The sequence below is a fragment of the Streptomyces sp. NBC_00513 genome, from assembly GCF_041431415.1.
GTDB lineage: Bacteria > Actinomycetota > Actinomycetes > Streptomycetales > Streptomycetaceae > Streptomyces.
Window position 1 is genome coordinate 1 of record NZ_CP107846.1, and the last position, 25,594, is coordinate 25,594.

The following is a 25,594-nucleotide window of genomic DNA, read 5'->3' on the forward strand; positions in this document are numbered from 1 at the left end:
TTTCAGGGAATTCCTTTCGGAATTCCTAAAGAATTCCGCCTTTCGGCGGAATTCTGCTCGAATCCCCCTTCGGGGGATTCGGGGTGGTTTGCGTCAACCCCCTTCGGGGGTTTTGTTGGGCGGGTTTGTATTGCCTTTCGGCAATTCTTGATTGGTGGGTTTTGAAAGCCTTTCAGGCTTTTCGTATTCCCGCGTTGCGGGAATTGGTGGGGTGTTGGTTGTGGGGTGGGGCCCGCCTGTCGGCGGGTCGTGTGGGCCCCTTCGGGGCTTTGGGGATGTGGGGGTGTTTCGTTGTGGGGGTGTGGCTAGGGTCTGGGGGTTGGTGTCCTGTGTGGTGGCTGGTTGGGGGGTTGGTGGGGGGTGTGGGCCCCCGTCGGGGCCCGTGGGGGCGGGAGGAGGTGTGGGTGGGTGCCTCTGGGTGGGGTGGGAGTGTTCGGCGGCGGGGGTGGTGGTGTCGTTTCCTGAGGGGGTTTCAGCGCCCTTCTGGGCGCCGTGTCCGGGGTGGGCCGCCCTTACGGGCTTCCGGGTTCACGAGGGCCGGGGCGTGCTCGAATTCCAGGGCGGCCTTACGGCCGAATCAGCGGGCTTTGTATTCCATCTCTTCGCCGCGTTCGGCTCCGTTTCGACATCCCTACGCCTCACGGACGGACCGTCACACTCTCCGAATCTGATGGCACGTCAGGGAGTGCGTACGGGAAAGCAGACCTCCCCGGGAATCGAATAGAACACCACCCCGGAAAAGAAGAAGAGGCCCTTCCGGGCCTCCCCCACACAGCTATCACACCGTCAAAACACCCCACCCCCGGCCCACTTCCGGCACCGCCAGCCGGCCGGGCAGGCCCTCAGGGAATCCTCAGCCTGGCAGGGGGTGGGGAGCAGCCTTCCGGGCTGCTCCCCGTAAGTCGAACTAGACGGCCGCGAGGCGGAAGGCCCGCTCCATCACGTCGTCAGCGGTCCCCGTGATCACGCGCTCCGCGCGAGCGGCGCTCTTCAGTTCCGAGTTGGCACCACGTGCCGGGGCGACGTGGTTGGCGTACTCGGTGATGGCGTTGTAGCCCGCCCACGCTGTTCCCCGGATGCCCGCCTGGGTGTCCGCGTTCTCGAACAGGTTCCGGATCGTGTTCCAGCGGGTGAGCTGGTTGTTCTTCTTCCGGGTGCTGTCGCCGTTGGCGACAGGCCACAGCTGCTCCACAACCGATCGGAGCATGGGGGTGGTCATCTCCGCGTCCAACATCCGCTGGGCGGCCTTCTCGAACTCCTCGGCGTACTTGAAGGTGAGTCCCAGAGCCTGGCGGGCCTGGGCGATGCGGCCGCGGGCGCCGGAGGTGTGGCGGACCGTATAGCTGCTCTTCGCACTGCGGAGACCGGCCCGCAGGGTATTGGCGCACACCACCCTCACCGGGGTGACGACGATCCGGAACGCGCTGGAACCGTCGTGCGAGTTGAACGCGGCGATGTAGAGGTCCACCTCGTCGCTCCGGCCGATCGTCATCGACTGGGGCAGCTTCATGGTCAGAAAGACCTGACGGCCGCCGCGCAGCGAGCCCGCCGTCTCGAAGTGAGCGCCGGACTCGTCGACCAGGTAATTCAGAAACTCCGCGTGCTCCTCGTTCTGCACCGGCACATAGTCCGGGCCCACCACACCCAGCGTCTCGGCGCGCCCCGTCTTCGGGTGGGTACGGACGCTCGCCCGATGGTTCGGCACCTCCAGCAACGCCGCGCCCTCGGCCGTCAGCTCGGTCGCGTGCAGGCCGACCAGACGAACGTTCCAGCGGTCCAGCGCGGCCAAACGCATCGCGTCCTCGGCCGTCAACGCCTCCGTCGTCACCGTGCCCAACCGATGCCAGGCACTCTTCTGCGCGCTCACGAACGCCGCCGTACCATCACCGAACTGCTCAATCAGATGCGCCATCAAACTCTCCCCACAGAAACGTGTCTCCGGATGTCCGCCGGCTGCCACCACCGACCAACAAAACAACTATACCATGCATGCATCACAACCGAGGTCGTTGGCAGAGCCCCCAGCACCTCCACCCACGGAGTGGGACGCCTGACCTTCAAGGGCCGCTACCTCAGGGCAGCCCCACGGCCAGCCATAGGCCGGACGCACAGAAACGCCGCGAGCGCGCACGCCGACTGCCCGCCTCCCCAAAGGGAAGACGGGCAGTCGAGGAACCGGGTCGCGCCGGAAGGTCGCAAACAGCAACCCGCGCCCCCTGGCCTGCGTGCTGCCACGATCAGCTCACGAGCCGCGCCCTCCCCGACCGCCCAAGTCACGTACGGAGGGAGCTCAGCCTTGGCGATCAGCTCCCGGGCCTCCCCTGGGTGACCCGTCCACCGACGGATCATCCGGACGCACCGCGGCGCCGGGCAGTGCGAGAGCGGGCAAGGCGGGGCAAGCGGTCGCTCTCGGCGCTGGTGCAGCGTCCAGATGTTCTCGAACCGCTTCGATAAACCCTGCCAGCTCACTGCGGATCCCCACGTACGCGTCGCCGAAGCTGAAACTGCGTCCTCGGGACCCTGTCCGCGCCCGACGAGCAAACGAGCTCTGTTGTTGTCGGGTGAGCAGCCCGGTTTCCCGCAAGGCCTCCCACAGCGTGAAGTCAGGCGGCCGGCGCCTGGAGCCGACCCGGGACAGGACTTCCTTCGCGGTCTGATTCCCCTCGTACGCGGCCTGACGCAGGATCATCCTTGGAACGTCCCGGCGGTGGGCGCCCATCACATCGAGCGTGGCGCTGTTCAGGGCCACGCGTACCGCGGTCGCGTGGTCGGCAAGGGCCGGCGGTCCTTCGATCCTCACGATGGACAGGGCCTTCTCCAGATTGCGGCGCAGCTGCTTGACGGCCTCCAGGTCGAAGGGCTCTTGAGCAATGCGCACGGCCCGGATGGTCTCCAGCTGCTCCTCCACCGCCAGGACAAAGTCGACGGCGGCTTGGCGTTGGTTGTTGTCGCGCCACTGGTGTCGTGTGGTCCGGGCAGCGACTTCGGCCGCGTGGTGGGCGGCGCGGGCTTGCCGTAACCCGACGATCAGTGCCGCCGGGACGCCGAGGACCGCCGCGCCCGATGCCACGAACGCGGCTATCGCTTCTGGTTGCATGCCGCATCATGCGAGGCAGGGGCGCCGTGTGTTGGACTGACTGGGTTGCTGGTACTGACCTGTTACAACCAGCCCCGCGCCGGAACCTTACATGAGCAGATCGCAGAGGCCGTCCGCAACTTGCAGCAGGAGCCCGGCGACAAAGAGTAGGCCGGGCTACCGACGTCCGCCCCCGGGGGCCCGGCCCTACCCATCCGGGTGCGGGCCGTTCCGCCCGCACCCCAGAGCCGCAGATCAGACCTTCAGGCGAGGCGCAGCCGCGTACTCCACGCCCCACTCCGGAGCGATCACCTCACCCGTCCTCACGTCCATGCAGTACGCGTTGAAGATCTCGGCGGCGTTGAGCGGCTTGGCATAGAACTCAACCAGCTTCCAGCCGCAGCTCGACCAGCCGCGCCTGTGCTCGGCCGCCGGCCGTCAGCCGTCAGCGTTGAGTGAGCGCTACGTCAATGCCTTCCGCACCAGTCCGGCAAATCCGTGTTTCGAACTGCTGTCGTCGAGCCTTCCGAGAAGGTCGGCCACGGCAGCCGCCTGAATCGCTGGTGCCCATCGGGACTGGAGCTCCATCAGCGCAGGCGCGCTCTCGGCGTACAGCACTTCGTAGTAGCCGCTATTCGACAGGACGACGAGGAAGCAGGGTGCACTGCCTTCCTTATCGGTGCGCAGACGGTAGATCTCCAGCCACAGAGGATTGTCGTCACGACGACCAAGGCCGCCCCACCTGTCGTAGCCCGCGTTTTTGACTTCCTCGTCCCAGTCGTCGAGGTGCCGAAAGGGGGCAAGTGGGTCGCTTTCCAGCTGAACCCACTTACCTGAGGTGGTGAGCACGAACGGCAGCGTCGTCATAGTCAAACCGTGCCGTACGTCGCCCGCCATGCGCTGGCGTTCTGAGACATCCGTTAGCCGACGTGGCCAGCCCTGGCAGCCTCCCCGTGGCCCGCGCCAGACGAAGAGGCCAGTCACGATGCTGCCCAGGCTGGCCGATCCGCCGGCGAGTAGGGCGCTCACCCATTCCGCGCGGGTGAGGGGCCCGCGCCGCACTCGACTCATCCCCCAGCGGCCCGCAGCTACCACGCCCAGGGCGGCGGCTACGGCGTCCGCCCGGCATCCCGGCTGCGCGCACCCTCGATGGCGGAGGCGTCCACACCGTGTGACGGACGGAAGTCGTGAACTGTTCCACCCGCCTGCCGCCGTCCTGCGATCATCGAGCCGTCCCGACCGAGCGACACGAACTGAGGCAGACCATGACGTGGGTCTACGCGGAACTCGCCAAAGAAGCCGGCAAGCGGGGCGGCCCCGTCGCGCTGCGGTACTTCTACCGTGGGCAGGGCGTCATCATTGGCGCCGCCCTCACCGGCGCCGGCGTGGCCGGGACCGTGCTCTACGACAAGTGGCACGCCCGCCGCGCCGCCGCCAAGCCAGCGCCCCAAACCACGGAGACACCGACCCCCGGCGAGAGCACCGACGCATAAGCGATCACGCCCCCCGGCGCAGGCATCACATGTCCCTCCGCCCTGACCCCGGCAGGCACAGTGCCGGGGTCAGTCGGCCGGCGCCGCGCGGAATAGCCGCGGACTGGCGCCCTAAGCGGGGCTACGCCTCATAGACGTGGCGCAGGACGACGGTGCGGCGTACGCCCGCCTCCAGCATGGCCTGGGAGCGGTGTTGCCCGTTGATGTAGCCCCCTTCGCTGTCGGGCTGGATCGCGTCCCACGTGCTGAACAGGGTGGCCAGGGCATCGGTCTCCCAGTCGGTAGCGCCGACCGATGCTGCGTACGCCACGGCGAACTCCTGCACGTCCTCGGCTCCCACGGACTGCGCGCGGGCATCGCGGAGCACCTGCAGCGCCATCGCGTTGACCCGGTGCCAGTCTCCGCCGTGGTACCAGCAGCACGTACGGGTGGTATCCCGCGGCACTACCTGCCGCACCCAGCGCCGCCACCAGGGCACCCCGGCCGGCATGCAGTGGGGCTCGCGGAACGGGCGGGGGCGAGCAAGGCAGGTCACCGCGAACTCCTCGAACAGCATCTGCGGGTCGGGCTCGGCGAGGCGCGGCACGTAGCTGGCGCCGCGGCCGGTCTCGACCGCGCCCCCAACCAGGGCGTCGAGCTGCTCCTCAGTGATTGCAGACCACCGTGGGCGGCGCAACCGGTAGCGGCTGGCCTCGGCGAACACCACCCGTCGGAAGCGGGTCTCCTGGATCGATCCCTCCCGCCACAGCTGGCGCTCCACCCACACCGGCGGGAGGGCCTCCTCGGGGCAGTGCCGCTCCCACACCGCGGCCGCGAATCTCTCCGCGCCGTTCATCAGGCTCATTCCCTCACCGGCGTGCTGGGTGACTACGGCAACGGAGCGCGCCCCGGGGGCAGTGAACAACTGCAGTCGGAACGTCCCCGGCAGCCCGGGCGCGGTGAACATGTGCTCGTCCACGGTGCGCTGGCGCGCAGCCGCCAACGTACTGAGATCGTCCTGGCGGTGGTCGCGCGGCGCTGGCTCGGGGGCCGGACCGTCGGGGAGGTCATCGGTCATGCCCCGATCATTCCCGACCTGTCGCCCTGGCCCAGCCGGTTGTCCGGACGAGCTCCACCTTGTCCGCTTCGACCAAGGCCTAGCGCAGCAGCACTCTCCCGGACCCATCGGCCGGGGGAGTGCTGCAGCGCTTGCCAGACTGTGCCGTCAACACCGGCTGAGGGACGCGCGTCAGGCGATGTCGCTGATCACCGCGACGACGCGCTTGGTGACTTCCTCCACGCCGTCCGAGGCGCTGATGCCGTCGAAGTACTCGAAGAGGAAGGTCGGCTCGGCGTGCTTGTCCGCGTGGACGTAGAGGTCTCCCTCGTGGTCCACGCCGACGATGAACCGGGCACCGTCCTGGGTGGTGATCTCGCCGGTCACGCCCCAGTAGCCGGACTCGGCATGCCAGTCGTCACCGAGGAGCTTGACCGCCTGGCGTGCGATGTCCGAGATGGAGAACGGGTACTCGGTGCCGGGTGCGGGGTCGTAACGATCCGTCGTCGCCATGGTCATCTGAGATCCTCTCGATCGTGTCTTCGGGTTTGGTCGGCTGCCACCACCGATCATTGAGATAACTATACCATGCACATATCACTTTCACTTTCGAGGCTTGGTTTGCACCTTCTGGGCGGCTGAAGTTGCTGGTGTCCGCACCGCCGGAGCCCCGCTGCCCAGGCGGGGCCCGGCTCGTCCGCCGGGCCCCCGCCCCAGCCTGATCAGACCCCGGACGGGGCACCGGCGGCGGCAGCGCTCCGGCTACGAGCCAGGTCTGCGCAGCGGATTCCACCGCCCGGGTGCCATTCCATGACCGGCTCGACAGACGCGCCGTGCTCTTCACACCAGGGGACGGGGACGACGCCGCCGCAGGCGTGGCGCTTGCACGCGCAGGCCTCTCCCGATCCCGCGTACGCCAGCCCGTGGCGAACCACTCCGCCCGCCTGCCTGTCCGAGGCGGCACCCCGGAGGGCGGCTGGCCACGCCAGGGTCACCTTCAGCCCGCCCGATCCGCTCCTGAACCGGTCGATCACCCGCACCTCGCCGGGTACCGCCAGTGGATCCGCGCCCGGCACGATCAGCCGGCGCAGTGACGCTCCGAACGTTCCGGCCGTCAGCTCGGCTAGCGCGTCGGCGTCGGCGTCGGTGGTCCAGCCCGACAGCTGGTCCTCTTCCTCGGCGTTGTCCGCCAGGAGCAGCCGCGGGCCGTCGAGGCGGAGCCGGGTCGGACCTTCGGCGCCGTCGAGGAGCATCATGGCCGGCGGCGTCTGCGAGGGGATGTCGATCTTGTCGTGGTCGAGGAGCCAGGCGGCCATGGCGCGGCGGTCGAATTCCGGGTGCACGTCCGTCCCGCCCACCGGGTCCGGGAAGTCGGAATGCCTCCGGCGCCAGTTCACCACCGCCGCGCGGCCCACTCGGGCGATCCTCGCCACTTCCGCCAGCAGCACCACGTCCCGCCCCGGCGTGACCGGTGTGAGGCGCGCGAGCGGCGAGCGGCGGCCCGAGGCCACCGTGCGCAGCGCTTCCCAGTCGACTCCGGGCCGAAGGACGGGAAGCAGCGCCAGATCAACCCCCGAGTACAGGGCGACCATGGTCCAGCCGCCGTGGGACTTGTAGTCGATCGTCACGGAGCTGACCTGGGAAATCCACCCGAGACGGACGATTTGATCGAAGTCGACCCTGCGCACGCCGAGCCGGACCGCGGCCTGGTCCGGGCCCAGGGGGACGTGGCGGTCGAGCACCGCCGGCAGGTCGCGGCGGCGGGCGAGGGCGGCCACCTGGTCTGGGTGGACGTCGGGGCACGTCGCTTCCCCTCCGAGCCAGACCAGCAGGCCCGCCTTGACCAGGTGTCCGACCGCTGCGGCGGTCACCCGCGTCCGGCACCGCGGCAGCGGTTCGCCCAGGGCCTCGGTCAGCCGGTCCGCCGCCTGCCCTGCGCCCATCGGCCCGCGCAGCGCCGCGCGGACACCTTCCGTGTCCACCGCGTCGACCGCGGACCGCGACCACTGCCCCGGGCCCGCGTCGGCCGGCGGGACCAGTCCGGACCCTGCCGCCCACCGCCAGGCGGCCAATGGGACTCCGAGCCTCCCGGCCGCCGCCTGCTCGTCGTAGAACTCCCGCTGCTTGCCCATCACGAGCTCCTCTCCGGGCCCCCGTCTGGAGCCACGCCCGAAAGATTGCGAAAGATCCCTTTTGTTGTCAATGGCCCATGCTTGTCCGGCAGTTGGGCGTGCACCGCCAGATCCCCGCCCGCGTACGCGAGGGGGCGAATTCACTCTTGGGGGTGAAGCCGGGGGCGGGTCGGGCGCTCCGGTGTGCGTCGGCTTCGACCTCGTCGGGGCGCCTGGCAAGGCGTTGGCGCCGAGCTTGGCCGGAGGCCGGTTAGTAGGCACCGTGGGGCCTGGTCGGGCTGCTGGCGTCCGGTGTGCCGGCATTGACAGAAGGACCGGCTGGATGCCGATCACTGTCAGGTCCGGGCGGAGTGCCTGATGCACGTGCCAGCGTGCGCGAGTTGAGGGCGCGTCCCAGGTTCGCGGCCGCGCCCGGCACCGCCCCGGGACGGGGCCGGGGCGGTGCCGGGGCGGTGCCGGGGCGGTGCCGGGGCGGTGCCGGGGCGGGGCCGGGGCGGTGCCGGGGCGGGGCCGGGGCGGGGCCGGGGCGGTGCCGGGGCGGGCGCGTCGGCGTGCGGGACGGGCAGACCCTCACGGGTGACGCAGGCCCGCGCCGGGTCGGGTGGTACTTGGTCAGGTCCGAGACGGCGTCCCGTCGGCCTCGGTCCAGTTGTCCCACGGCCAGAGTCCTCCGATCGCGTAGCGGCCGTGGGCGTCCGGCGTGACGCTCTCGACGCCGGGCTCGTCCCGGTACGTCGCGTCCCACGTGAACGTGAGCGTTCCGTCGTCCTCGAATGCAGCGCTGAGGCCGCAGTCGTCCCGGTGCAGGTCGTCGACGATGTGCCGGGCGGTCTCGCCCGTGAACAGATAGGTGTCGTAGGGGGATCGCGTCGCCGCCACGGGTTGCCCGGGGTAGGGCCCGTAGTCCGTTCCGTCGACGGTCAGGAGCTCGACGGGCGAGGTCGAGGAGAGCGTCTCGGGCGTGGGGCCCGGCTCGACATTGCCCGGTCCGCCTCCGGTACGGAGGCCGGCTGCATCAGGCACGACCGTCACGCTGTGCGCCGGGACGGCGTAGCGGGTGCGGGCGGTTCCGCCGCCCTCTCGCGGGCGGGAGGAGCGAAGGACGTCAACAGTGATCCGGCCGGTTGGGGTAAGGCGCTGGACGACGCCTTCGGCCATCTCTGTCGAGTGGGCGCTGCGTCCCCACTTCCGGGGGAAGAGGACGTGAGACCCGCGGATGATCGGGGTTCCTCTCCAGTCGAGCATCCAGGCCATTGGGGTACCTCCCGTGTGGTGTGTCTTCGGACCCGGCGGGGTGCCACTCCCCGCCGGAGGGGGTGCGGGGGGGGTGGGTCCCGTTGGCCCCACCCCCACAGGTTTGTTCAGACCAGTCGGACGTGCATCAACAGGTGCTTGTAGTCCTGGCCGGTCATCTCGGGGCCCTCGGTGAAGAGCCCGGGCTTGCTGAGATGCCCGTCCTTCATCGGGCCCAAATGCAGCGTGACGGTGTCGCCGGTGAACGCGTTGAGCGTGTCGAGCAGGAAGGAGGGGTTGAACGCTGCGAGGCCGCCGTTCAGGTTCTCGCCAATGCCGCCGGTGACGGTCATCGGGAGGGGCATGCCCTTGGCTCGGGCCGCGTCTTCGGCCAGGACCGGGGCGAGCGTGAGGTTTCCGCCGGCGTCCCAGGAGAACACCACGGGGGCGTTCTTGAGCCCCTTCGCGGTCAGGATCGCCTGGCACTTCTTCGTCGCCCGTACGGTCGTGGCGCGGTCCAGCCGGACGGCCGTTTCGGACGTCTCGGGAAACAGCTTCGCGTACTTGGGGAAGCTGGCGTCCATCGAGCGGATGGTGATGGTGGCTGCGCCCAGAGACAGCGTGGCACGCGGGACGGGGCGGTCGGCTGTGACGTCCCCGGCGGCGCGGGTGTCTTCGAGGATGCCGATCCCCACAGGCCCGTCGTGGGACTTCAGGCACTTGGCCAGGGCGGAAAGGGTGGCGGCCGGGATGAGCCCGTTCAGCGGCTTCGCCGGCGGCTGCGCGGTGGCGGTGACGGGGACTTCCGCGACGGCGAAGCGGTAGCGGTCCGTGGTGGCCATAGTGAGCGTGCCGCCGTCCAGCGTGATCTGGATGCCGGTGAGCGCTGGCAGCGTGTCGTCGCGGCCCGCTGCGGGCAGGACTCGGTTCAGCTGGCGAAGGAAGACCTGCGCGTCCATGGTGGCCATGGCGGGCACGGCATCCAGCGGGCGCGCGTACTCGTGGACGTCGTACGTGGTGACGGGCACCGTGAGGTGCTCGGTGGCCAGTAGATCTCCGGCCAGCGACACGCGGGTCCGGGCCGCGACCGCCTTGGTCTCCCCGGCGACCATGGCCGTGAGCGTCCTTTTCAGCTCCGTGAAGTCGACCAGCGAGGAGCCCGTCTCAGGCGGTGTCGCCGCCGGAACCGTGACCGACACGGCGATGTCGAAGTCGTAGGCGCTGAAGACGATCCGGTCCCGGCCGGTCTCGATCAGCACACCGCGCTGCGCGGGCGGCTGCGCCTTCGGCGCAATTCCGAATTCTGCGAAATTCAGGGCTCCAATGATTTCCGCGTGAGTTCCGGCGAAGTGGGCCGTCGGCTTTACGGGCTGCTTTTCCTCCTTCTTCGCGGTGTCGGAGGTAGCGACCTGCGTGTTGGACGTGGTCATAGCTCTCCCTGGGGAGTGAGATACGGATTCGGCTTGTTGACCGACTGCCACCGTCGACCAACAAGACAACTATACCACTCGTGAATCACTATCGGGGCTGATCGGACCCCATTCTTTGCCCCAAACCGCCCCGGAGACCGGCCTGTCAGCGGCGGGACCGCAGCGCGCGCCCTGGGGTGCACTCGTCGCCGAGATCGGCACTGCTGCACCGTGCGGCCGCACGGCCCGGCGACGCGGAGACCCGGACGCGGGCCGGCTCAACGGTGATGGTGTGGCATTGCGGCGTTGGGGGCCATCCGCGTGTCCGTGGGCCGCAGCACGTCCTCGGGCCGGCCGAAGGGTACATGTACCGGTGTGACTCGACTCCAGTGGCCGCGGATCGTGGCCCGTGCCGCCGACATCGTCACCGGCTACGACGAGGTCGGCGGCTGCACTCTCCGCCAGGCGTACTACCGACTCGTCGTCGAAGGGCTGATCCCGCACACCGCGCCCGCGTACCGGCGCCTGTCCGCCCGCCTCGCCCAGGCTCGCCGCGAGGAGCGGTTCCCCGACCTCATCGACCCGCTGCGCGAGGTGCACGTACCACCGGCGTGGCCGGACGCCGGCGCCTTCCTCCGGGCGGCTCCCGACTGGTTCGCCCTGGATCGGACCGCAGGCCAGGCGACCGCCCTCTACCTGGCCTGCGAGAAGGACACCTTGAGGGCCCAGCTGCGGGGCTGGCTGGAGCGCCCGGGCATCCCCGTGCTGGTCGTCCGCGGCTTCGGCAGCCAGAGCTACGTCCAGGTCGTACGCGAGCGCACGGCCCGGGACGAGCGGCCGGCCGTGCTGCTCTACGTCGGGGACTTCGACGCCTCGGGAGCCGACATCGAGCGGGATTGGGTGGCCCGCACGGCCTGCTGGAGCCACGTGGAACGCGTCCTGCTGACGCACGACCAGGTCCGCGACTACGAGCTGCCCGCAGCCGCGGGGAAGGCAGGAGACCCTCGGTGGGCGGGTTTCGCCCAACGGTATGGACTCGACGTCGACCAACCCGTGCAGTGGGAGGTCGAGGCGCTCGATCCCGCGGAGCTCCAGCGCCTGGTCCTCGCCGCCGTCGCTCCCTATGTCGATCAGTCCGTGCTCGACGCCCGCATCGCGCAGGAGGAACGCCAACGAGGCCGGCTCCGGGCGTTCACCGAGACGTGGCCCGCCAGGCGTCCCGACGGTGGCTGACCGCACCCCTGAAGCGGGACTATCCGGGCCTCAACTCGCCAACGCCGTGCGCGTTCCTGAAAAATGGCGTCCATGAGGAACCCCAAGGCGTTCAGGGAAGCGGTCGCCGAGACTCTGGCCCAGTTGGCCCACCGAGGGGTGACCGTCCGGTCGGGCACGGTCGCCGACACCATCGAGCGGAACATCCGCGCCGTCGCCACCCAGCTCGGAATCCAGGAACGCTCCGCCTGACGGTACTTCGACCCGGCCGGCCTCGCGGCCAGCATCGCCCAGCAGCGGCAGACGGCCGAGGCCGACAGCACGCCCGGAGATGTCGGGCGCGCGCCGATGCCGCCGATCGACAACCCGGAACTGGCCCTCATCCTCGGGAGCGTGCCTGACGCCCTGGAGGAAAGCGGCGGCGACCTGTACAACGTCATCGTCAACGTCGCCGTCAACGCCTGGATGGCCGGCCACATCCACGGCGAGGACGGCTGCACCGGCTGCCAGGACAAGCGGCCCACCGGCACCGACTGGCAAGCCCGGATGGACACCGTCACCGCGATGCAACCCGACATCACCAAGTGGTTCAACCGCGAGGTCTGGACGGCCGCCCTCAACGACACCGGCTACGGTGTCGCCCGAACCTGACCCGCCGCCCTCCTGGTCATCCACGCGCCGGAGAGACGGTCAGCGTGCACGTGGTGGGGTCATGCGGGCTTGCAGGAGGGTGGCGCGGCTGAGTTCGGCGCCCTCGTCGTGGTTCTCGTTGAAGAGGTCGATCAGGCCCTTGGGGGCTTTCCAGTGCTCGTCCAGATGGAGGGTGGTGTCGAGCCGGTCCAGGAGTTGGTTGACGACGGAGGCGGCCTCGCTGGGGCGATCTCCCCAGCCGTCTCCCCACCACAGGTGCTCTGTCGGTGCGCACGGGGCGGGATGGGTGTGGCCGTCGCTGGTGACCACCCACACCGTGTGGTGCAAGACGATCTTGGTGAGTTCGGCCCCGCCGGGTAGGGACAACGGGGCGTAGAACCGCAAGACGGGCGTGCCGTCTTCGGCGGTGGTACGGAGTACGGGCATGTCGGTCAGCGGGTCGATGAGGAAGGCCTCGGCTTTCGCTCCGCTGGCGAGTACCGCGTGGGCGGCGGTGGGGTCGCACATCGTCAGACGTTGGGTCCACCGGGAACTTACAGTGCCCGGTGTTACCGGAACGTCTGTGACGGCGCCGAAGGGCAGCAGGTCTGGTTCACGGCCGAGGGCGATCTCAAGGGCCGCGACGGCGTCGGAGTCCGTGCGCAGGGCGACCTTCTGCCACCCGGGACGCATGAGTTCCCGGTCTTCCACTACGGGCAGCGGGTGGCGTCGGGTATCGGGCACCGCGCCTGCAACGACCTGGTTGGGGGTCTCCCCGTAGCCCTCCTTGCAGAAGATCCGCACTTCGAGAGCCGCGTGCTGGGTTCGCTCGTTCCGGATGGTGTTGGCCATGTCCGTCGCGGCCGCCCGCGAGGTCACGTCGAGATTTGGGTTGGCTGCGGTCCGACGGAGGATTCGCTCGTCGTCGTTGGCCAGTACCTCGACTTCTGTCGGCGCGGCGCCGGGCCTCCACTCCCGAATCAGCGTGGATTGGCGCAGCAGGCCGGGCCACCAGGGAAGTACCTGACCGACGAGTTCCCCGACGTCACCCCAACTCGCCTCGTATTCGATCGCCGGGTGCGCGGTGTCCGCGGCGACCAGGGCAGGCCCGCGGAATCCGACGTCGCCGAACAGCGCGCAGACCGTGGCGATGCCGTCCTTGTTGCCACTGCGGGCGAGGGCGCTGGCGGCTTCGGTAGCGGCCTCGTGTTCGGTGCTGTGCAGGATGCGGATGGTGCCGAGGCCGGTGTCCCAGTCCATGGCGGGTCCGTGGGGTGTGTCCCTGTATCCGGCCCATCGACCCGGTGCCGGCTCCTGTGGCAGTGGGCGCAGCAGGAGGGCGCCGCGGTGCGCGAACTCATCGGTCGCGGCGGCCCACGAATAGACCTGGGTGCCGGCCCACACTTCCTCGGAGTCCTGGTTGACCGGGCGGCGCGCCTTCTGGTCGGGTTTCGGAAACTTTTCGTACTTCCGAGCCAGTCGCCACATGCCGAACGCGTTCACGCCCAGCATGCGCTGCACTTCGAGCTTGGTCAGATAGATGCTGCTCACGGCCATGCCGCTGCTCCTCACCGTTCCGCGCGAGCCGTGATGGCTCCCGGCCGATCATGAGGCGCCCTGGAGGCCTCTATGGCCAGTTCTGCAGCTCCTGCCCTGTTCTCCACCCGCTTTGGCCGAGAAGCAACCAGCCCAAAAGGAACCCTGTGTCGGCGGTAGCGGGCGCGGCTGTCCAGATACGGGCACGCGGTTCCCCGGCGCCTGGCCGGGGGGTCGCCGGGCATTTTCCAATGACCGCCCGCATCGGGCATGCACGGCATACCGTGCTGTCCCAGTGCGGGACTGTCGGGGAGGGCAAGCATGGCGGTGAACAAGTCGGAGTACCGGATGTGGGTTCAACTGGCTCAACGGGAGGATCTGCCGCAGGCCGCGTTCGAGGCGGTGGTGGAGGGGTTGGTGCCCGGCCCCGAGGGCTTCGATCCCGGTTGGCAGGAGACGGAGTTCACTCGGGCCCTGCCGGCCTTGTTCCGCAGGGTTGAGGAGCAGGGCCTTCGAGACCGGTTGATCGCACAGTCGCGCAGTGAGATCCCCAAGCTGGTTCGCCAGGGCCTGGTGGGCGGGCGCGACGTCACCGCGGTACGTCGCCACCATGCGGTCGAAGCCGAGCTGGTGGCGGCTCTCGCTCGACACGACCGGCATCGTGACGTGGTCACCGAACTCGTGGAGGGCGCCGATGTCCAGGAACTCATGGGGATCCTGCTGGCCGCCGGGAGCCCCCACCCGGAGGAGTCCTACGAGCTGCCGTCGGTGCCCGGCTTCCTGTTCGACGCGATCCTGCTGCGCGCGCTGACCTGTTTCACCGCCCAACTGGAGGGCTTCGTCATCGATCGCACGCGGGAGACGGCTAACCGGTACGGGGGACCCGCACGATGGCCCGCCTACGGGATCCTCGCTCTGATCCTGGAAAGGTGTCCGGAGCGCTGGCCTGACCTGGTGAAGGACCCCAAGCACGGCACGACCGTCCAGCACACCCTTCTGGATCATGTGGACACCGCGAAGCTCACCGATGACGTCCTCGCCGCGTGCGGGGCGGCCGTGCCCCTGAGCGAGTGGGCAGACCTGGCCAAGCCGCAGTCCAGCCAGCGCACACGGCTGCGGCACATCAGCGACCGCGTCCACAGGCATCCTCGGCTGCGAGAGATCGCCGCGGAACACCTCCACGCGGCGAGCGCCGAATGTCTGGGGCGCGGCCGGCTCCTGCACGCGACTTCACTGCGGCGCCTTCATGACCATGAAGTGACCTCCCTGGCCCACGCCCTGGCGCTCACCAGCGCCAGCGGCAAGGACCTCGCCAAGGTCTGGGCGGCCGTCATCGGGCTGGCCGAGCCGACCGCGGTTGAAAGGCGCTCGGCCTTTGACGGGGATGAACCAGTACCCCCGAGGCGGTTGCTCAACAACGACCACCGCATCAGCGCCCTCGCCGCCCTCGCCGGAAACCCTCACCTTGATCGCCGGCTGGCCCTTGAGGTACTGGAGGAGCTCCACTCCGTCGAGGTGCGATGGCTCGTCGCCGACGCCGACGTTCCGGCCTGGCTCAAGGAGGCGGCAGCCAGCCACGCGGCGACCATCAGCCCGGAGAAGGCCGACCCGGTGCCCCGACTCCTGAGCGACGAGGAACTCGACGGTCACGACGACCCCGCTGCGGTCATGCAGACCTGGCTCGACGCAGTGAAGGACCACCGCGGGGCGTTCTTCGACCAGGTCGAATACACGGTCATCAACTCCCGGCACCGCACAGACGACCTGGTGGCGCAGATCCGTGCCCGCATCGTTCTCAGCGACTACGAGCATGCCCTGGCGGCAGAAGCCTTCTTCAAGCTGTGCGGCGACAACACACAGAGGTGGAACGTCGTGACCAGGATCCTGACGCGCGAGCAACGTGACTTCGATGAGACGTTCGGCGAGTTCCTCGAACGACTCGAAGCAGCGTTCGAGTGAGGTAGACGGTGACGCGGATCCCACGGTCCTCACATTCTTCAACGCAACACCTGACTGCGGTCCGTGTCTGTCAGGCACGGACCGCACGCGAACTGTCGACTTGAGGCGTCGGGTGGCCGTGCCGCGTCCGCCAGCCCGCAGACGGCGGCGTCGATCATGCTGTCGCCGACGACCTTCAGCGCGAACAGTTCGCCCTCGCCGACGAGGTGCCGCGGCAGCGGCAGGACATCTTCGACGACTTCATCGGCGAGGATCGGCGCGCCAGCGGCGATGCGGCCGACGAGCGGAACCTGGACGGCCTCCGGAACCGTGCCGAACTGGTCGCTGGCTCGGCTGCGCCGGACGCGGTAGGCACGGGGGCGGTGCGGGTCCCGGTAGAGCGCGCCCTTCTTTTCCAACACCATGAGCTGATGCGCGACGGAGGAGGTGCTCCGGAGGTGGACGCCTTCGCCAATCTCCCTCATCGAGGGCGGATAGCCCTTGCGGGCGACGGTCCGCTCAATGAAGGCGACGATGGCGGCCTGGCGGGTGGTGAGTCCGTCCGGGCCCGGGCTGGTGACACCGGGCGGACGCCCAGGGCGGGCTTCGGATTCGGCGACGTGCATGTGGTGCTCCCCCCTGAAGGGATCTTGCGTGCAGGGACAGCAACCCGCATCCCACCTGGCACGGAACACCTTTTCGATAACAGGGCGTGCCGATCTGACGGCTGGTGGTGAGAAAAGCCAGCCGGACGGTGCCCCCGCCGGGGCGCGCGTGTGCCCTGTGTGGCTGCGCAACCGGCTTGGCTTGGTTGCTACGCCGAGAAATCGCTGGGGGTGTAGCGGTTGCCGGTGACGACGGCTGCCACGACCGCGCGGTCGATCTGGGCGTTCGGCGGACGGTGCTTGGCCAGCCAGGTCATCTCGTCGACACGGAGGGTGCCAGCCTTCTTCTTCTCGGTGAGGTCCAGTACGAGCAGCTGGCCAAAGGGGGCGGTGGTGTTGGTGTATTCGGCGGCTTGGGCCATGTATCGCTTCTCCAGGTAGGCCCGGTCGTTGCTGGTGTGGTTCTTCTTGATCTCGGTCAGGTACTGGCGGGATCCGAAGTGGACGAGGATGTCGGCCCGTCCAAGGGCCCGGTTGACTGCTTCGACCTGAACCAGGTGGCCAATCTGGCCGCTGAGGAGCCAGGTGTAGAAGTGCTGCTGCAGGTCTCCTTCGACGGGGACCAGGTCGCCGTCGGCTTTGTCGAAGCGCCGCCGGTAGTCACGGAACTTGATGCGTTTACCGTCCGGGCCGGTCCGCCCCTCGCCGAAGGCAGTGGCGGTGTCCAGGTCGGCTGCGGCCCTGAGGAAGTGGACGGTCTGGCCGACCAGGACGGTGAAGGTCCGCCGGGTCTCTCCGACGAAGTCGGGGAAGGCTTCCAGGCCGTGCAGGAGACGGTTGAGCAGCGGCACCACGACGGGGTCGGAGTTGTGTAGCCGGGTGAGGTCTGCGTGATAGGCCAGGTCGTCGATCGCCTTCAGGTCGTCGTCGGTGCTTCTGCGGGCGAGTCGGGCGGTGAAGTCACGTCCGAGTGCTTTTACTGCCGCGGGGGCCAGTCGGTGGGCGCGTTCGGTCTCCTCTTCACCGGGCGGTTCCTCGGCGCCGGCGCCCGCGGGGCTTCCGTGCTCCCGCCGGCCCGAGGGCCGTGCCGTCAGTTGCTGTTCCACGCGGGTCAAGAGTTTGGACGCGGTCTCCTGGTCGAAGCCCGTGGTGGGGTGGGTATCCGGTTCGTTGACAGCGCGGCGGAGCTGGGCGAGGAGAGACTGCTGGCGCAGGAAGGTGTCTTCGATGGCGGGTTCGACGAGGAGGGACATTCCGTGTTCCGCTGAGCCGACAGGGCAGACGGTGCGGGCTGCCTGGTAGGCGGTCAGGACGTGGTCGAGTGCTCCCCAGGGTTCCATCCAGACGGCGTCCTGCAGGTATTCGGCAGCATGTTTCAGCTGTAGTACGAGGTGTTCCCACGCGACTTCGGCGGCCTTCTGCGGTTGCAGCCAGGCGGGTTGGTGCATGCCCCAGCTCCAGGCGTGCCGCTGGTCGAGGGTGGCCGCGAGCCGGTCGGCGGCTTCGTTGAGTCTGGTGCTCTGGCCGGCGGTGAACGCGAGGAGGGCGTCGCACACGGCGGCATAGGCGCGGGCGTCGTGGCGGGCTTCCTCGGCGGCGTCTGCTGTGGTGAACCAGGTGTGGGCGGCCTGAAGGTGGTCGATGACGTCGGCCACGGTGCGGGAGGTGAGCGCGATGCGCAGCCGGTCGTATCCCAGTTCGACGAAGGCGTCGATGTCGCTGGCTTCGTCGTTGGAGAGGCGTTCGAGGTAGGAGCGCAGGGTGGCGGTGATGGCTTGCTCGTGGCTGGACCAGCTGTCCAATCCCAGGCCGATGATGCGAGGCAGGCGTTCGGTGAGGTCTTCTGGAGTGTCGCTCTGTTCGAGTTCCTCCAGGATTCCCCAGACCTGGTAGGGGTTGACCGATTTGGCTACCGCGAGGCGGACCGCGCCTTCCAGGCGGGCTGCGGCGAGCAGCGGCTGGGTGCCTGTCACCGCGTTGAAGTCGTTGAGGAGTGCTGCATTGAGGGTTCTGGCGAGCTGCTGTGTGGCGGAGGCGCTGGCGAGGAGTGTTTCGAGGGTCGCGGTGGTGTGCAGGAAGCTGGACTGGTGGGCGAATCCGCCGGGGAATGTACCTGCGATGTCGTGCCAGTCGGCTTCGGCGTGGTCGAATGCGTGGGTGACCGCTTCGGCCAGCAGGGGGGCGTAGGGGCCTGCCGCGACCGTTTCCATCTCGGCACGGACGGCATCGGCGGGCATACCGAGACCAGCGAACGTGATCTCCCGGCCTTGTTCGGCCAGGGCGCTGAGCTGCTCGGCCAGACCCATGCCGCCCTCTCCTGTCCTGATCGTGTTTTGTGGGGTGAGAAGCTGTGTTCACCACATGGGGCGGCCCTCGGCTACCTCGACGATACGGTCCTTGGGCAGTACCCCGTTGGCAAGGGTGAAGTCGGCGGTGGTGATCAGCACCTGCAAGCTGTTCTCGTCAGCCAGTTTCGCCAGTTCCGTGACCAGGCTGTGGGCGTCGAGGTCCTGGATTTCCTCGGCCTTGGGGCTGTCGATCAGCAGCAGGCCCGGGTGGGTGGACAGGCCATGTGCCGCTCCGACCCGCAGCAGCGCGATGACCACGGCGATACGCAGGCGCAGCCGCTCGCCCGCGGACAGCTTGCTGAAGTAGTCGGCGACTCCGCCGTCCTTGATGACCTTCAGCTGGGCGGCGCGGTTGATCTCCACCTTTTCCAGGGAGGTGATGCCGAAGCGGCGTCCGAGGTCGGCGATCTCCTTGTTGACGTCCTCGAACAGTCGCTCGGCAGCGGACTTGCTGTCGCTGTCCAGGACGGCAACGCCGGCCTTGAGGACGTTGACGATCGTGCTCTCGTACGGGTCGCCGGTGTTCTCCGGCAGATCGGGGAGAACGGACAGCGCTCCTTCCAGGCGCAGGATCGCTTCTTGGGCCTGGATTCGCTGGGGAAGCAGAAGGACGGACTGGGCCTCGCGCAGGCGTGTTTGGCCGGCTGCAAGCAGGTCGGTGAGCCGGGCGAGTTCGGCCTCGGCGGCTTCCAGCGCCTGACGGGAGGTAGCCTCGGCTTCCTGCGCCTGCTCCAGGCGCAGTCGTGCCTCGTCCTGGACCTCCTGCGGGTTGTCGTCCTCGCCGGTGACCGGCCGGGCGCAGATGGCGCAGGCGTGGTGGTCGCGTTCCTGCAGACGCCTGTCTTCGGCGATCTCCTGGTCGCAGCGGGGGCAGGCCTGCGGGTCCAGGCCATGGAAAAGGAGCCGGGCGGTGAGGCTCTCACTCACGTCGTTCAGCAGACGTTCCTCGCGGCGCCGGTGTTCCACCGCGCGCCGGTGCACGCGCATCAGGCCTTCCCAAGTCTCCTGGGCGTCGGCCACCTCGCGTGCCCGTCGTGCCGCTTCGGCGGCCAGGGAAGTCAGGGATTCGTCCTCGCCGGGGCCCGGCAGCGCGGCCAGTCGGGCGCGGGCCTCGCGCAGCTCGCTCTCCTTGCGTTCGCGTTCCTCGCGGCGCTGCTGGAAAGCGCCGTGGGCGTCGGCGTTGCGACGCTTGGCGGTGGAGCTCCTGACGTCATGCGCGGCGCGTACGCGGGTCAGGGTCGCGGCGGCCGGGAGGTCGAGGAAGACCTGGAGCAGGCGGCCGGGCAGGCCACCCATCATCTGGTCGCCGAGCAGCACCTTGTCGCCGCCGGCGGGCAGGTAGATCGCGCCGTAGTAGGCGGGCCATCCGTGGGCCTGGGTGCCCGTCTCGTTGAGTGTGTTGAGCAGGGGCTGCAGGTCGAGGCGGTCGAGCATGAAGGCCTGGATGTGCTGGGCATAGCTCTCGGCGCTGCCGGCGGTGATGAGAGCGGTGATCTGGCCCGTGTCGTCGGGAGTGCGAGCCGTTTCTAGCGAGCCTATGTCGGGGCCGGTCAGTACCTGTGCGCGGACAATCTCGCCGTCGATGCAGTCCAGGCGGAAGCCGAGGGGCTGGCCGGCCACGACGATGTCGAGGTCCAGGTGGCGAATCCAGTTCCGGACCCCCGACTGGAGGTCACGCGGGGTTCCGCGCAGGCACCAGGTGATCAGTTCCAGGACGCTGGTCTTGCCCCGCAGATTGGAAGCGACCAGTGCCGTCAGGCCGGCGTCGAAGCGGAACGTGGTGTCGAACGAGCCCGGCTCAAGGGACCCGGTGCGCAGGCCGACCATGCGCATCCGGTACAGGCGCAGTGACCGCGGGCGGGCGGGAGTCAGGGTCAGAGGCAGCCCGTAGGTGGCGAAGACGTCGCGGACGTCGACCTCGCTGCTCCTGGCCTGCCGAGCGATCCGGGCCGCAAGAGGCTCCTCGGCTTCGTTCACGACTCCCCCTCGTTGTCGTTGGTGGCACTCTGCGCGCGCAGTACCTCAAGTCGGGCCCTGGCCCGGATGCTCACCGATCCGATGCGCGTGCCGCGTGCCGCTTCGGCGTACTCGCGCTGCAGATACTGCCGCTTCTTCAGTGCGGTGCCGCCCAGTCCGTCAGCCAGGGCGACCACCAGGGCGACCCGCTCGACGTAGTAGGAGAACACCGGTGCCTCACTCACCACGCGCTGGGCGACCTGGTCGCCGTGCTGGGTCAGGTAGTAGTCGTGCTGGCGCACGTGGTTGACGGTCCCCCGCCGGCGTCGCACGACCAGACCGCTGCTGCGCAGCACCGCGAGCGCGTCGTCGAGAGGCTCGTAGGCGCCGAAATGGTGGCGCAGCATGGGATACCGGCGGACCTCGGGTTCCTCGGAGTCCAGGATCTGACCCGCGAGCTCCAGCAGGGCCGGCTCCTTGCTCGTCTCGTAGTCAGTGAGCAGCTCATCGGCCAGGTAGTCGGGGTTCCTCAGCCAGAAGTCCAACTTCTGCAGGCGAACCTGGGTACGGACCACCCCAACTGCTTTGCCGAGACCGGGGTCAGCGAGGTCGAGGTCTGTGGGCTTCTGGCTGGCGCCGCTGATCAACAGCAGGAGGCGCACCGCGTCCTGCTCCCGGCTGGTGACGGGAGCATCCGGGACGGATGAGGCAAGGTCGTTCTCCATCGAGCGATCCTAACGATGATCCGCTACCCGACGTGGGGGTTTCCCTGACAAGACGGCCAACACCCAGGGTGCGCCTGAGTGAGAGGTCACCGAGGGCGTTCCCTGAACCTGGGCTCCGCAGGCAAAAGGGCCGAAGGGCCGCAACACCGGCAAGGTGAGGCGGCCCTTCGGCCAGCCCTGCCCTACGGGGCAGGGGTGAACTCCACGTCGGTACCGCCGCAGCCAGCCGCGATGTCCAGCAGCCGGTCCCGCTCTGTCTCGTCCACCGAGAGACCCCAGCGGAGCTTGGTCGCGGTCCGCTCGGCGCCGTACCTGAACAGCGCGTCCAGGGCCGGCGGCAGCCACTCCGCCGGGTCCTGGACGGCCTTGCTCCGGTTCGAGCGGGCCGGCCCCTGCGACCAGGGAGGCTGGCTGGCCCTGATCGTTCGCGTACGCCTCGCGTCTCTGTGCGGGCCACGAACTGGCGCCCGGATTAAAGCATCTCCCAGTCCGCCTGGTAGAAGCTGGGCTCGCTGACGCAGGTATCACCGGTCCGGGCGATGCCGATCGACAGCTGGACGTCGGCCGGGGCCGCGGCGCCGCTGGAGGAGAACCTCAGCCAGGCATCCGGGGTGTCCTCGGCGTACTGGATGATCGCGGCGTCCAGCGCGGTCGGCGGGATGCCGGTGAGCGCGATCCCCCAGTAATGGAGCTGAGGCCCGGTCCGCCCGTGGACGGTGACGCCGCCGAGCAGGGGCACCGGCCCTCCGTAGTGGGCGCTGACCCCGGCCCCCGGGAAATGATCGGTCCTCAGGTCCCACACGCCGGACTTCTTCCAGAACCAGAACGGGAACGCGCCTTCCCGGTGGGCAGGCTGCTCGCCCAGGACGGCGGCGACCTCGTGCGGGCTCATCCCGAAGACGAGCGGCCCGACCTGCTTCATCGGCGTCCACTCCCACTGCGGCCGCTCCTCGTCGCGGATCACCGGCCACACGCCCGGGCTGCGGGGCGGGATACTGCTGTCGACGTCGCGCCAGTGAATGACCGGCGCGGACTCGTAAGGGTCCTCGGCGATGCCCGGCCCGCAGAGCAGCGCCGACGTCACCAGCCCGTCCCTGCGCGTACCGTCCGGGCCGCAGTCAGCCTCGGTACCCATCGACACCCCCCACGCCGGAACCTCCGGGTCGCCGCTGAAGTTCACCCGAATCTCCACGCCCCGCTCGCCGGCGAGGCGGTGAATGTCCTCTCGTACCCGGGACGGCACCCGATCGACCAACTCGACGTCGTCGACCCATACGCGCGGGCCGCGCAGGGCGTCCACCGCAACCGCGGCCAGCAGCCCGTCATGGCCGTGGATCAACGTCATCCCCTCCCACTCGCCCCGGTACCGCGTACAGAACCCGCCGCCGCCCGACCCCCGTCTACCACTGAGCTCCGGGAAGGCAAGCACGGCCTCCACCTCGCTCTGGCTCATCCCGAACCGGACCGGCCCCACACCGGCCAGCGGATCCAGCACCCACCGCGGCCGCTCCACCAACTCCCTACGCCCCCACGCCACCCCGACACCCTCCACACGCCCTGACCACAGGCACCTTCCACCCGTCGATCATGGAATGACCATACGAGGCTCCACTGACACCCAGACCGTGGCCGAGCACATGAGGACATGTGCGGCCGCGTCGAGGCCAAAATGGAGGCCCTGCAGGCCAGTGTTGAGCGGGCCAGGGGTCCCACGGACACCGGCGACAGGGCCGCCTCCCCAGGTGCCCGGGCAGCGCGCGAGGAGAGAGAGCCGCTCCGAAGAGGGCGCGCTCCGGCAAGGCGGCCCGGGGCCGGGAGCGGGCCACGGACCGCTGTACACGGCGTCGTCGATGGACCGGGTACTACTGGAGCACTGGTAGCGCAGCTGAGCCTTGGCCACTATGGCGGCCGGGGCCGTCACAGCGGCCAAGGCTCAGTGCCGCCGCGGCCGGGATGAGAGCTCGGATGTCGCCCCTTTCAGCTCAGGTCACGGCCGCGTTCCCGGCGCCATGGCGGACAAGGCGACAACCTGGACAGCGGAGTCCGCCCGGGAGCCCTTCGCACGTCGACCGGGCGGACCGTCTCGCCTCCCCTTTCCCAGACGACAGAAAAGTCCCATACCACCGGCTTCAGGGTCCGGACAACAAGCATCTGGCAGGAGTGTGGACGCGGTCACCGACTACCGGGCCGAGGGCGGGGGCTGAGAGTGGTTAAGGAGCGGGGAGGAAGTCGGCAACAAGGACGGCGAATTCGTCGGGGCCGAGGATGCGGATGCCCAGTTCTTCGGCCTTGGTGCGTTTGGAGCCGGCCTTCTCGCCCGCCACCAGGAGCGTGGTGCGCTTGGACACCGACGACGATGCCTTTCCGCCGGCCCGTTCGATCAGCTCGTTCATCTCGTTCCGGGACAACACCGCGAGGGGGCCGGTCATGGAGCCGGTCACCACGATGGCCTGTCCGGCCAACGGCCCGCCCGCCGGCCCCTCGTCCTCGCCCGCCTCGGTCGTGGCCTTCTGCACCTCGGTGACCTGCGTGCCGACCTGTTGGGCCTGGAGCTTGTCGAGGAGCGGGCCGAGTTCGAGAAGTTCGGCCGCGATGACGCGTGCCTTCTCGGTGCCGATGCCGTCCACCTCGGCCAGGGTGTCCACGTCGGCGGCCCGGATCGCGGCCATCGAGCCGAAGTGCGCGGCGATCCGGCGGGACATCGTGCGCCCGGTACCGCGGACACCCAGGGCGCAGAACACCCGGCCCAATGCGGCCCCGCGGGCGGTTTCGATCGCGGCCAGGAGGTTGGTGGCGCTGGTCTCTCCCATGCGCTCCAGCCCGAGGAGTTGCTCGCGGGTGAGGGTGAAGAGGTCGGCGACGTCGTTGACCAGGCCTGCTTCGACGAGTTGGATGGCGCGGGTACCGCCGAGGCCTTCGATGTCGAGCTGGTCGCGGCCGGCGGCGTAGATCACCGAGGCGACGGTCTGGCAGCTGCGGCCGCGCACGCACCGCCACCGCTGCTCGGAGGTGTCGATCGCGTCCCCGCAGCGGGGACAGGCCTGGGGGAAGTCGATCGAGGTCTCAGCGCCGGTGCGCTGGTCGACCAGGGGGGCCTCGACCCTCGGGATGACTTCGCCGGCCCGGTACACGAACACCTGGTCGCCGATCATGAGCCCGCGACGGGTGATGTCGGACGGATTGTGAAGCGTGGCATAGGTGACCGTCACCCCGTCGATGACCACCGGCTCCAGGACCGCGCGCGGGGCGATGATCCCGGTGCGGCCGACGTTCCACTCCACCGCCAGCAGACGCGTCACCTTGTGCTCGGCCGCGAGCTTCCGGGCTACCGCCCACCTCGGGGCGCGGGAGCCGTTCCCGGCCTGCCGTTGGTCCGCGGCCGTGTCGGCCTTGACGACGACACCGTCGATACCGAACGGCAGGTCCGCGCGCAGGCCGGCGATCACGTCGATACGTTCCTGCACCTGCTCCACGGTCTCGTACCGCATCGGGGCGGCCGGCGTGCTCGCGGCCGTGTTCGCGCCGAGCGCGGCCAGGGTCTCCAGCAGAGCGACGTGGCCGAGGTCGTCCAGGCCGATCGCGCTGTACGCGAAGAAGGTCAACTCGATCCGGTAGGCGCGGTCCTTCGCCCGCAAGGTGCCCGCCGCTCCGCTACGCGGATGCGCGAACGGGGTCGCCTCGTGGGCGAGCCGGATCCGGTTGGCGTCCTCGAACTGCGCTGTCGTCAGCAGCACCTCACCGCGCAACTCGACATCGATCGGCCGGGTGAGGACCGGGGGCAGGCCCAAGACGGCGTCGGCGGCGTGCGTGATGTCCTCCCCGGCCAAGCCGTCACCGCGGGTGAGGACCTGAACGAGCCGGCCACCCCGGTACCGGGCGGCCACCGCGAGACCGTCGAGTTTCGGCTCCACACACCACCCCGCCACCGGCCGACCCAGACGGCGTTCCAGCCCGGCCGCCCACTCGGCGAGCTCGTCAGCGTCGAAGACGTTGTCGAGCGAGAGCATCGGCACCGAGTGCGGCACATCCCCCTGCACCGCCCCGCCCGCCACCTTGCCCGTCGGCGACTCGGCCAACACCTCCTGCGGATGGGCCTCCTCGTAGGCCGTGATGGCGCGCAGCAGCCCGTCGTACTCGTCGTCACCAAGCGGAGTGGCGCCGTCACCGTAGTACGCGGCCGAAGCCGCCAAGGCGGTGGTCACGGCCTCCACGTAGGCGGCAGGAGAATGAAGGGCACTGTTTTCGGTCATGAAAGTCATCATCCC

Annotated in this window: 19 protein-coding genes and 1 pseudogene; 5 read left to right on the plus strand and 15 right to left on the minus strand. The window is 69.2% G+C overall.

Features of this window, described 5'->3' with window-relative positions; translation table 11 throughout:
• Nucleotides 1-907 precede the first annotated feature (907 nt).
• From OHA84_RS37320 to OHA84_RS37330, 3 genes are all read right to left on the minus strand, one after another.
• Nucleotides 908-1,912: a DUF932 domain-containing protein gene (locus tag OHA84_RS37320; RefSeq protein ID WP_266976102.1), complete on the minus strand. Its 1,005-nt coding sequence runs from the start codon at nucleotides 1,910-1,912 to the stop codon at nucleotides 908-910.
• A gap of 378 nt (nucleotides 1,913-2,290) precedes the next feature.
• Nucleotides 2,291-3,097, minus strand: a complete 807-nt coding sequence (locus OHA84_RS37325; protein ID WP_266976410.1) for a hypothetical protein — start codon at nucleotides 3,095-3,097, stop codon at nucleotides 2,291-2,293.
• 441 nt (nucleotides 3,098-3,538) lie between these two features.
• Complete coding sequence (locus tag OHA84_RS37330; RefSeq protein ID WP_266976408.1) at nucleotides 3,539-3,943, minus strand: hypothetical protein; 405 nt, start codon at nucleotides 3,941-3,943, stop codon at nucleotides 3,539-3,541.
• Between the two features lie 320 nt (nucleotides 3,944-4,263).
• Between OHA84_RS37330 and OHA84_RS37335 the strand changes: the two genes are divergently transcribed.
• A complete protein-coding gene (locus tag OHA84_RS37335) occupies nucleotides 4,264-4,569 on the plus strand; it encodes a hypothetical protein (protein ID WP_371591626.1) in 306 nt (101 codons plus the stop codon).
• Between the two features lie 121 nt (nucleotides 4,570-4,690).
• Here OHA84_RS37335 and OHA84_RS37340 read toward each other — a convergent pair whose 3' ends face one another.
• The 5 genes from OHA84_RS37340 to OHA84_RS37360 form a co-directional block, all read right to left on the minus strand.
• Nucleotides 4,691-5,626 carry a hypothetical protein gene (locus OHA84_RS37340; RefSeq protein WP_266976404.1) on the minus strand — a complete coding sequence of 312 codons (936 nt, stop codon included), beginning with the start codon at nucleotides 5,624-5,626 and terminating at the stop codon, nucleotides 4,691-4,693.
• Nucleotides 5,627-5,797: 171 nt separating this feature from the next.
• The gene (locus OHA84_RS37345) at nucleotides 5,798-6,124 is read right to left on the minus strand and encodes a hypothetical protein (protein ID WP_266976402.1); all 327 of its coding nucleotides are present in this window, start codon (nucleotides 6,122-6,124) and stop codon (nucleotides 5,798-5,800) included.
• 203 nt (nucleotides 6,125-6,327) lie between these two features.
• A complete protein-coding gene (locus OHA84_RS37350; protein WP_266976416.1) occupies nucleotides 6,328-7,737 on the minus strand; it encodes a hypothetical protein in 1,410 nt (469 codons plus the stop codon).
• Between the two features lie 612 nt (nucleotides 7,738-8,349).
• Nucleotides 8,350-8,760: a hypothetical protein gene (locus tag OHA84_RS37355; RefSeq protein ID WP_266976400.1), complete on the minus strand. Its 411-nt coding sequence runs from the start codon at nucleotides 8,758-8,760 to the stop codon at nucleotides 8,350-8,352.
• Nucleotides 8,761-9,098: 338 nt separating this feature from the next.
• Entirely contained in the window at nucleotides 9,099-10,400 is a 1,302-nt protein-coding gene (locus tag OHA84_RS37360; protein WP_266976398.1) for a DNA polymerase III subunit beta, read from the minus strand.
• Between the two features lie 354 nt (nucleotides 10,401-10,754).
• On the opposite strand from OHA84_RS37360, the gene OHA84_RS37365 reads away from it, so the two are divergent.
• The 3 genes from OHA84_RS37365 to OHA84_RS37375 all read left to right on the plus strand — a co-directional run bounded on the left by OHA84_RS37365 (nucleotide 10,755) and on the right by OHA84_RS37375 (nucleotide 12,242).
• Complete coding sequence (locus OHA84_RS37365; protein ID WP_266976396.1) at nucleotides 10,755-11,612, plus strand: hypothetical protein; 858 nt, start codon at nucleotides 10,755-10,757, stop codon at nucleotides 11,610-11,612.
• 72 nt (nucleotides 11,613-11,684) lie between these two features.
• Complete coding sequence (locus tag OHA84_RS37370) at nucleotides 11,685-11,843, plus strand: hypothetical protein (RefSeq protein ID WP_266976394.1); 159 nt, start codon at nucleotides 11,685-11,687, stop codon at nucleotides 11,841-11,843.
• Between the two features lie 96 nt (nucleotides 11,844-11,939).
• Nucleotides 11,940-12,242 carry a hypothetical protein gene (locus OHA84_RS37375; protein ID WP_266976392.1) on the plus strand — a complete coding sequence of 101 codons (303 nt, stop codon included), beginning with the start codon at nucleotides 11,940-11,942 and terminating at the stop codon, nucleotides 12,240-12,242.
• A 39-nt stretch (nucleotides 12,243-12,281) separates the two neighbouring features.
• Here the strand turns inward: OHA84_RS37375 and OHA84_RS37380 are convergent, their stop codons facing one another.
• Complete coding sequence (locus OHA84_RS37380) at nucleotides 12,282-13,778, minus strand: hypothetical protein (RefSeq protein ID WP_266976390.1); 1,497 nt, start codon at nucleotides 13,776-13,778, stop codon at nucleotides 12,282-12,284.
• 300 nt (nucleotides 13,779-14,078) lie between these two features.
• On the opposite strand from OHA84_RS37380, the gene OHA84_RS37385 reads away from it, so the two are divergent.
• Complete coding sequence (locus OHA84_RS37385; protein WP_266976388.1) at nucleotides 14,079-15,716, plus strand: hypothetical protein; 1,638 nt, start codon at nucleotides 14,079-14,081, stop codon at nucleotides 15,714-15,716.
• A gap of 137 nt (nucleotides 15,717-15,853) precedes the next feature.
• On the opposite strand, the pseudogene lexA reads toward OHA84_RS37385, so the two are convergent.
• The 6 genes and pseudogenes from lexA to ligA all read right to left on the minus strand — a co-directional run.
• A pseudogene (gene lexA / locus OHA84_RS37390) lies at nucleotides 15,854-16,321 on the minus strand (transcriptional repressor LexA); the annotation flags it as partial.
• Nucleotides 16,322-16,509: 188 nt separating this feature from the next.
• Complete coding sequence (locus OHA84_RS37395) at nucleotides 16,510-18,606, minus strand: hypothetical protein (protein ID WP_266976386.1); 2,097 nt, start codon at nucleotides 18,604-18,606, stop codon at nucleotides 16,510-16,512.
• A gap of 48 nt (nucleotides 18,607-18,654) precedes the next feature.
• A complete protein-coding gene (locus tag OHA84_RS37400) occupies nucleotides 18,655-20,625 on the minus strand; it encodes a hypothetical protein (protein ID WP_266976384.1) in 1,971 nt (656 codons plus the stop codon).
• Complete coding sequence (locus OHA84_RS37405; protein WP_266976382.1) at nucleotides 20,622-21,329, minus strand: hypothetical protein; 708 nt, start codon at nucleotides 21,327-21,329, stop codon at nucleotides 20,622-20,624. The genes OHA84_RS37400 and OHA84_RS37405 overlap by 4 nt, the downstream gene beginning before the upstream one ends.
• A gap of 472 nt (nucleotides 21,330-21,801) precedes the next feature.
• On the minus strand, nucleotides 21,802-22,824 hold the full coding sequence (locus OHA84_RS37410; protein ID WP_371591627.1) for a hypothetical protein: 1,023 nt from the start codon (nucleotides 22,822-22,824) through the stop codon (nucleotides 21,802-21,804).
• Nucleotides 22,825-23,539: 715 nt separating this feature from the next.
• Nucleotides 23,540-25,579, minus strand: coding sequence for an NAD-dependent DNA ligase LigA (gene ligA / locus OHA84_RS37415; RefSeq protein WP_371591628.1), 2,040 nt, complete (start codon nucleotides 25,577-25,579; stop codon nucleotides 23,540-23,542).
• Nucleotides 25,580-25,594 lie beyond the last annotated feature (15 nt).

Bases quoted from the DNA above. Each gene is read 5' to 3' on its own strand.
- OHA84_RS37320 (WP_266976102.1), bottom strand. From the start codon at position 1,912: ATGGCGCATCTGATTGAGCAGTTCGGTGATGGTACGGCGGCGTTCGTG.
- OHA84_RS37325 (WP_266976410.1), bottom strand. From the start codon at position 3,097: ATGCAACCAGAAGCGATAGCCGCGTTCGTGGCATCGGGCGCGGCGGTC.
- OHA84_RS37330 (WP_266976408.1), bottom strand. From the start codon at position 3,943: ATGACGACGCTGCCGTTCGTGCTCACCACCTCAGGTAAGTGGGTTCAG.
- OHA84_RS37340 (WP_266976404.1), bottom strand. From the start codon at position 5,626: ATGACCGATGACCTCCCCGACGGTCCGGCCCCCGAGCCAGCGCCGCGC.
- OHA84_RS37345 (WP_266976402.1), bottom strand. From the start codon at position 6,124: ATGACCATGGCGACGACGGATCGTTACGACCCCGCACCCGGCACCGAG.
- OHA84_RS37350 (WP_266976416.1), bottom strand. From the start codon at position 7,737: ATGGGCAAGCAGCGGGAGTTCTACGACGAGCAGGCGGCGGCCGGGAGG.
- OHA84_RS37360 (WP_266976398.1), bottom strand. From the start codon at position 10,400: ATGACCACGTCCAACACGCAGGTCGCTACCTCCGACACCGCGAAGAAG.
- OHA84_RS37370 (WP_266976394.1), top strand. From the start codon at position 11,685: ATGAGGAACCCCAAGGCGTTCAGGGAAGCGGTCGCCGAGACTCTGGCC.
- OHA84_RS37375 (WP_266976392.1), top strand. From the start codon at position 11,940: ATGCCGCCGATCGACAACCCGGAACTGGCCCTCATCCTCGGGAGCGTG.
- OHA84_RS37380 (WP_266976390.1), bottom strand. From the start codon at position 13,778: ATGGCCGTGAGCAGCATCTATCTGACCAAGCTCGAAGTGCAGCGCATG.
- OHA84_RS37385 (WP_266976388.1), top strand. From the start codon at position 14,079: ATGGCGGTGAACAAGTCGGAGTACCGGATGTGGGTTCAACTGGCTCAA.
- OHA84_RS37395 (WP_266976386.1), bottom strand. From the start codon at position 18,606: ATGGGTCTGGCCGAGCAGCTCAGCGCCCTGGCCGAACAAGGCCGGGAG.
- OHA84_RS37405 (WP_266976382.1), bottom strand. From the start codon at position 21,329: ATGGAGAACGACCTTGCCTCATCCGTCCCGGATGCTCCCGTCACCAGC.
- ligA (WP_371591628.1), bottom strand. From the start codon at position 25,579: ATGACCGAAAACAGTGCCCTTCATTCTCCTGCCGCCTACGTGGAGGCC.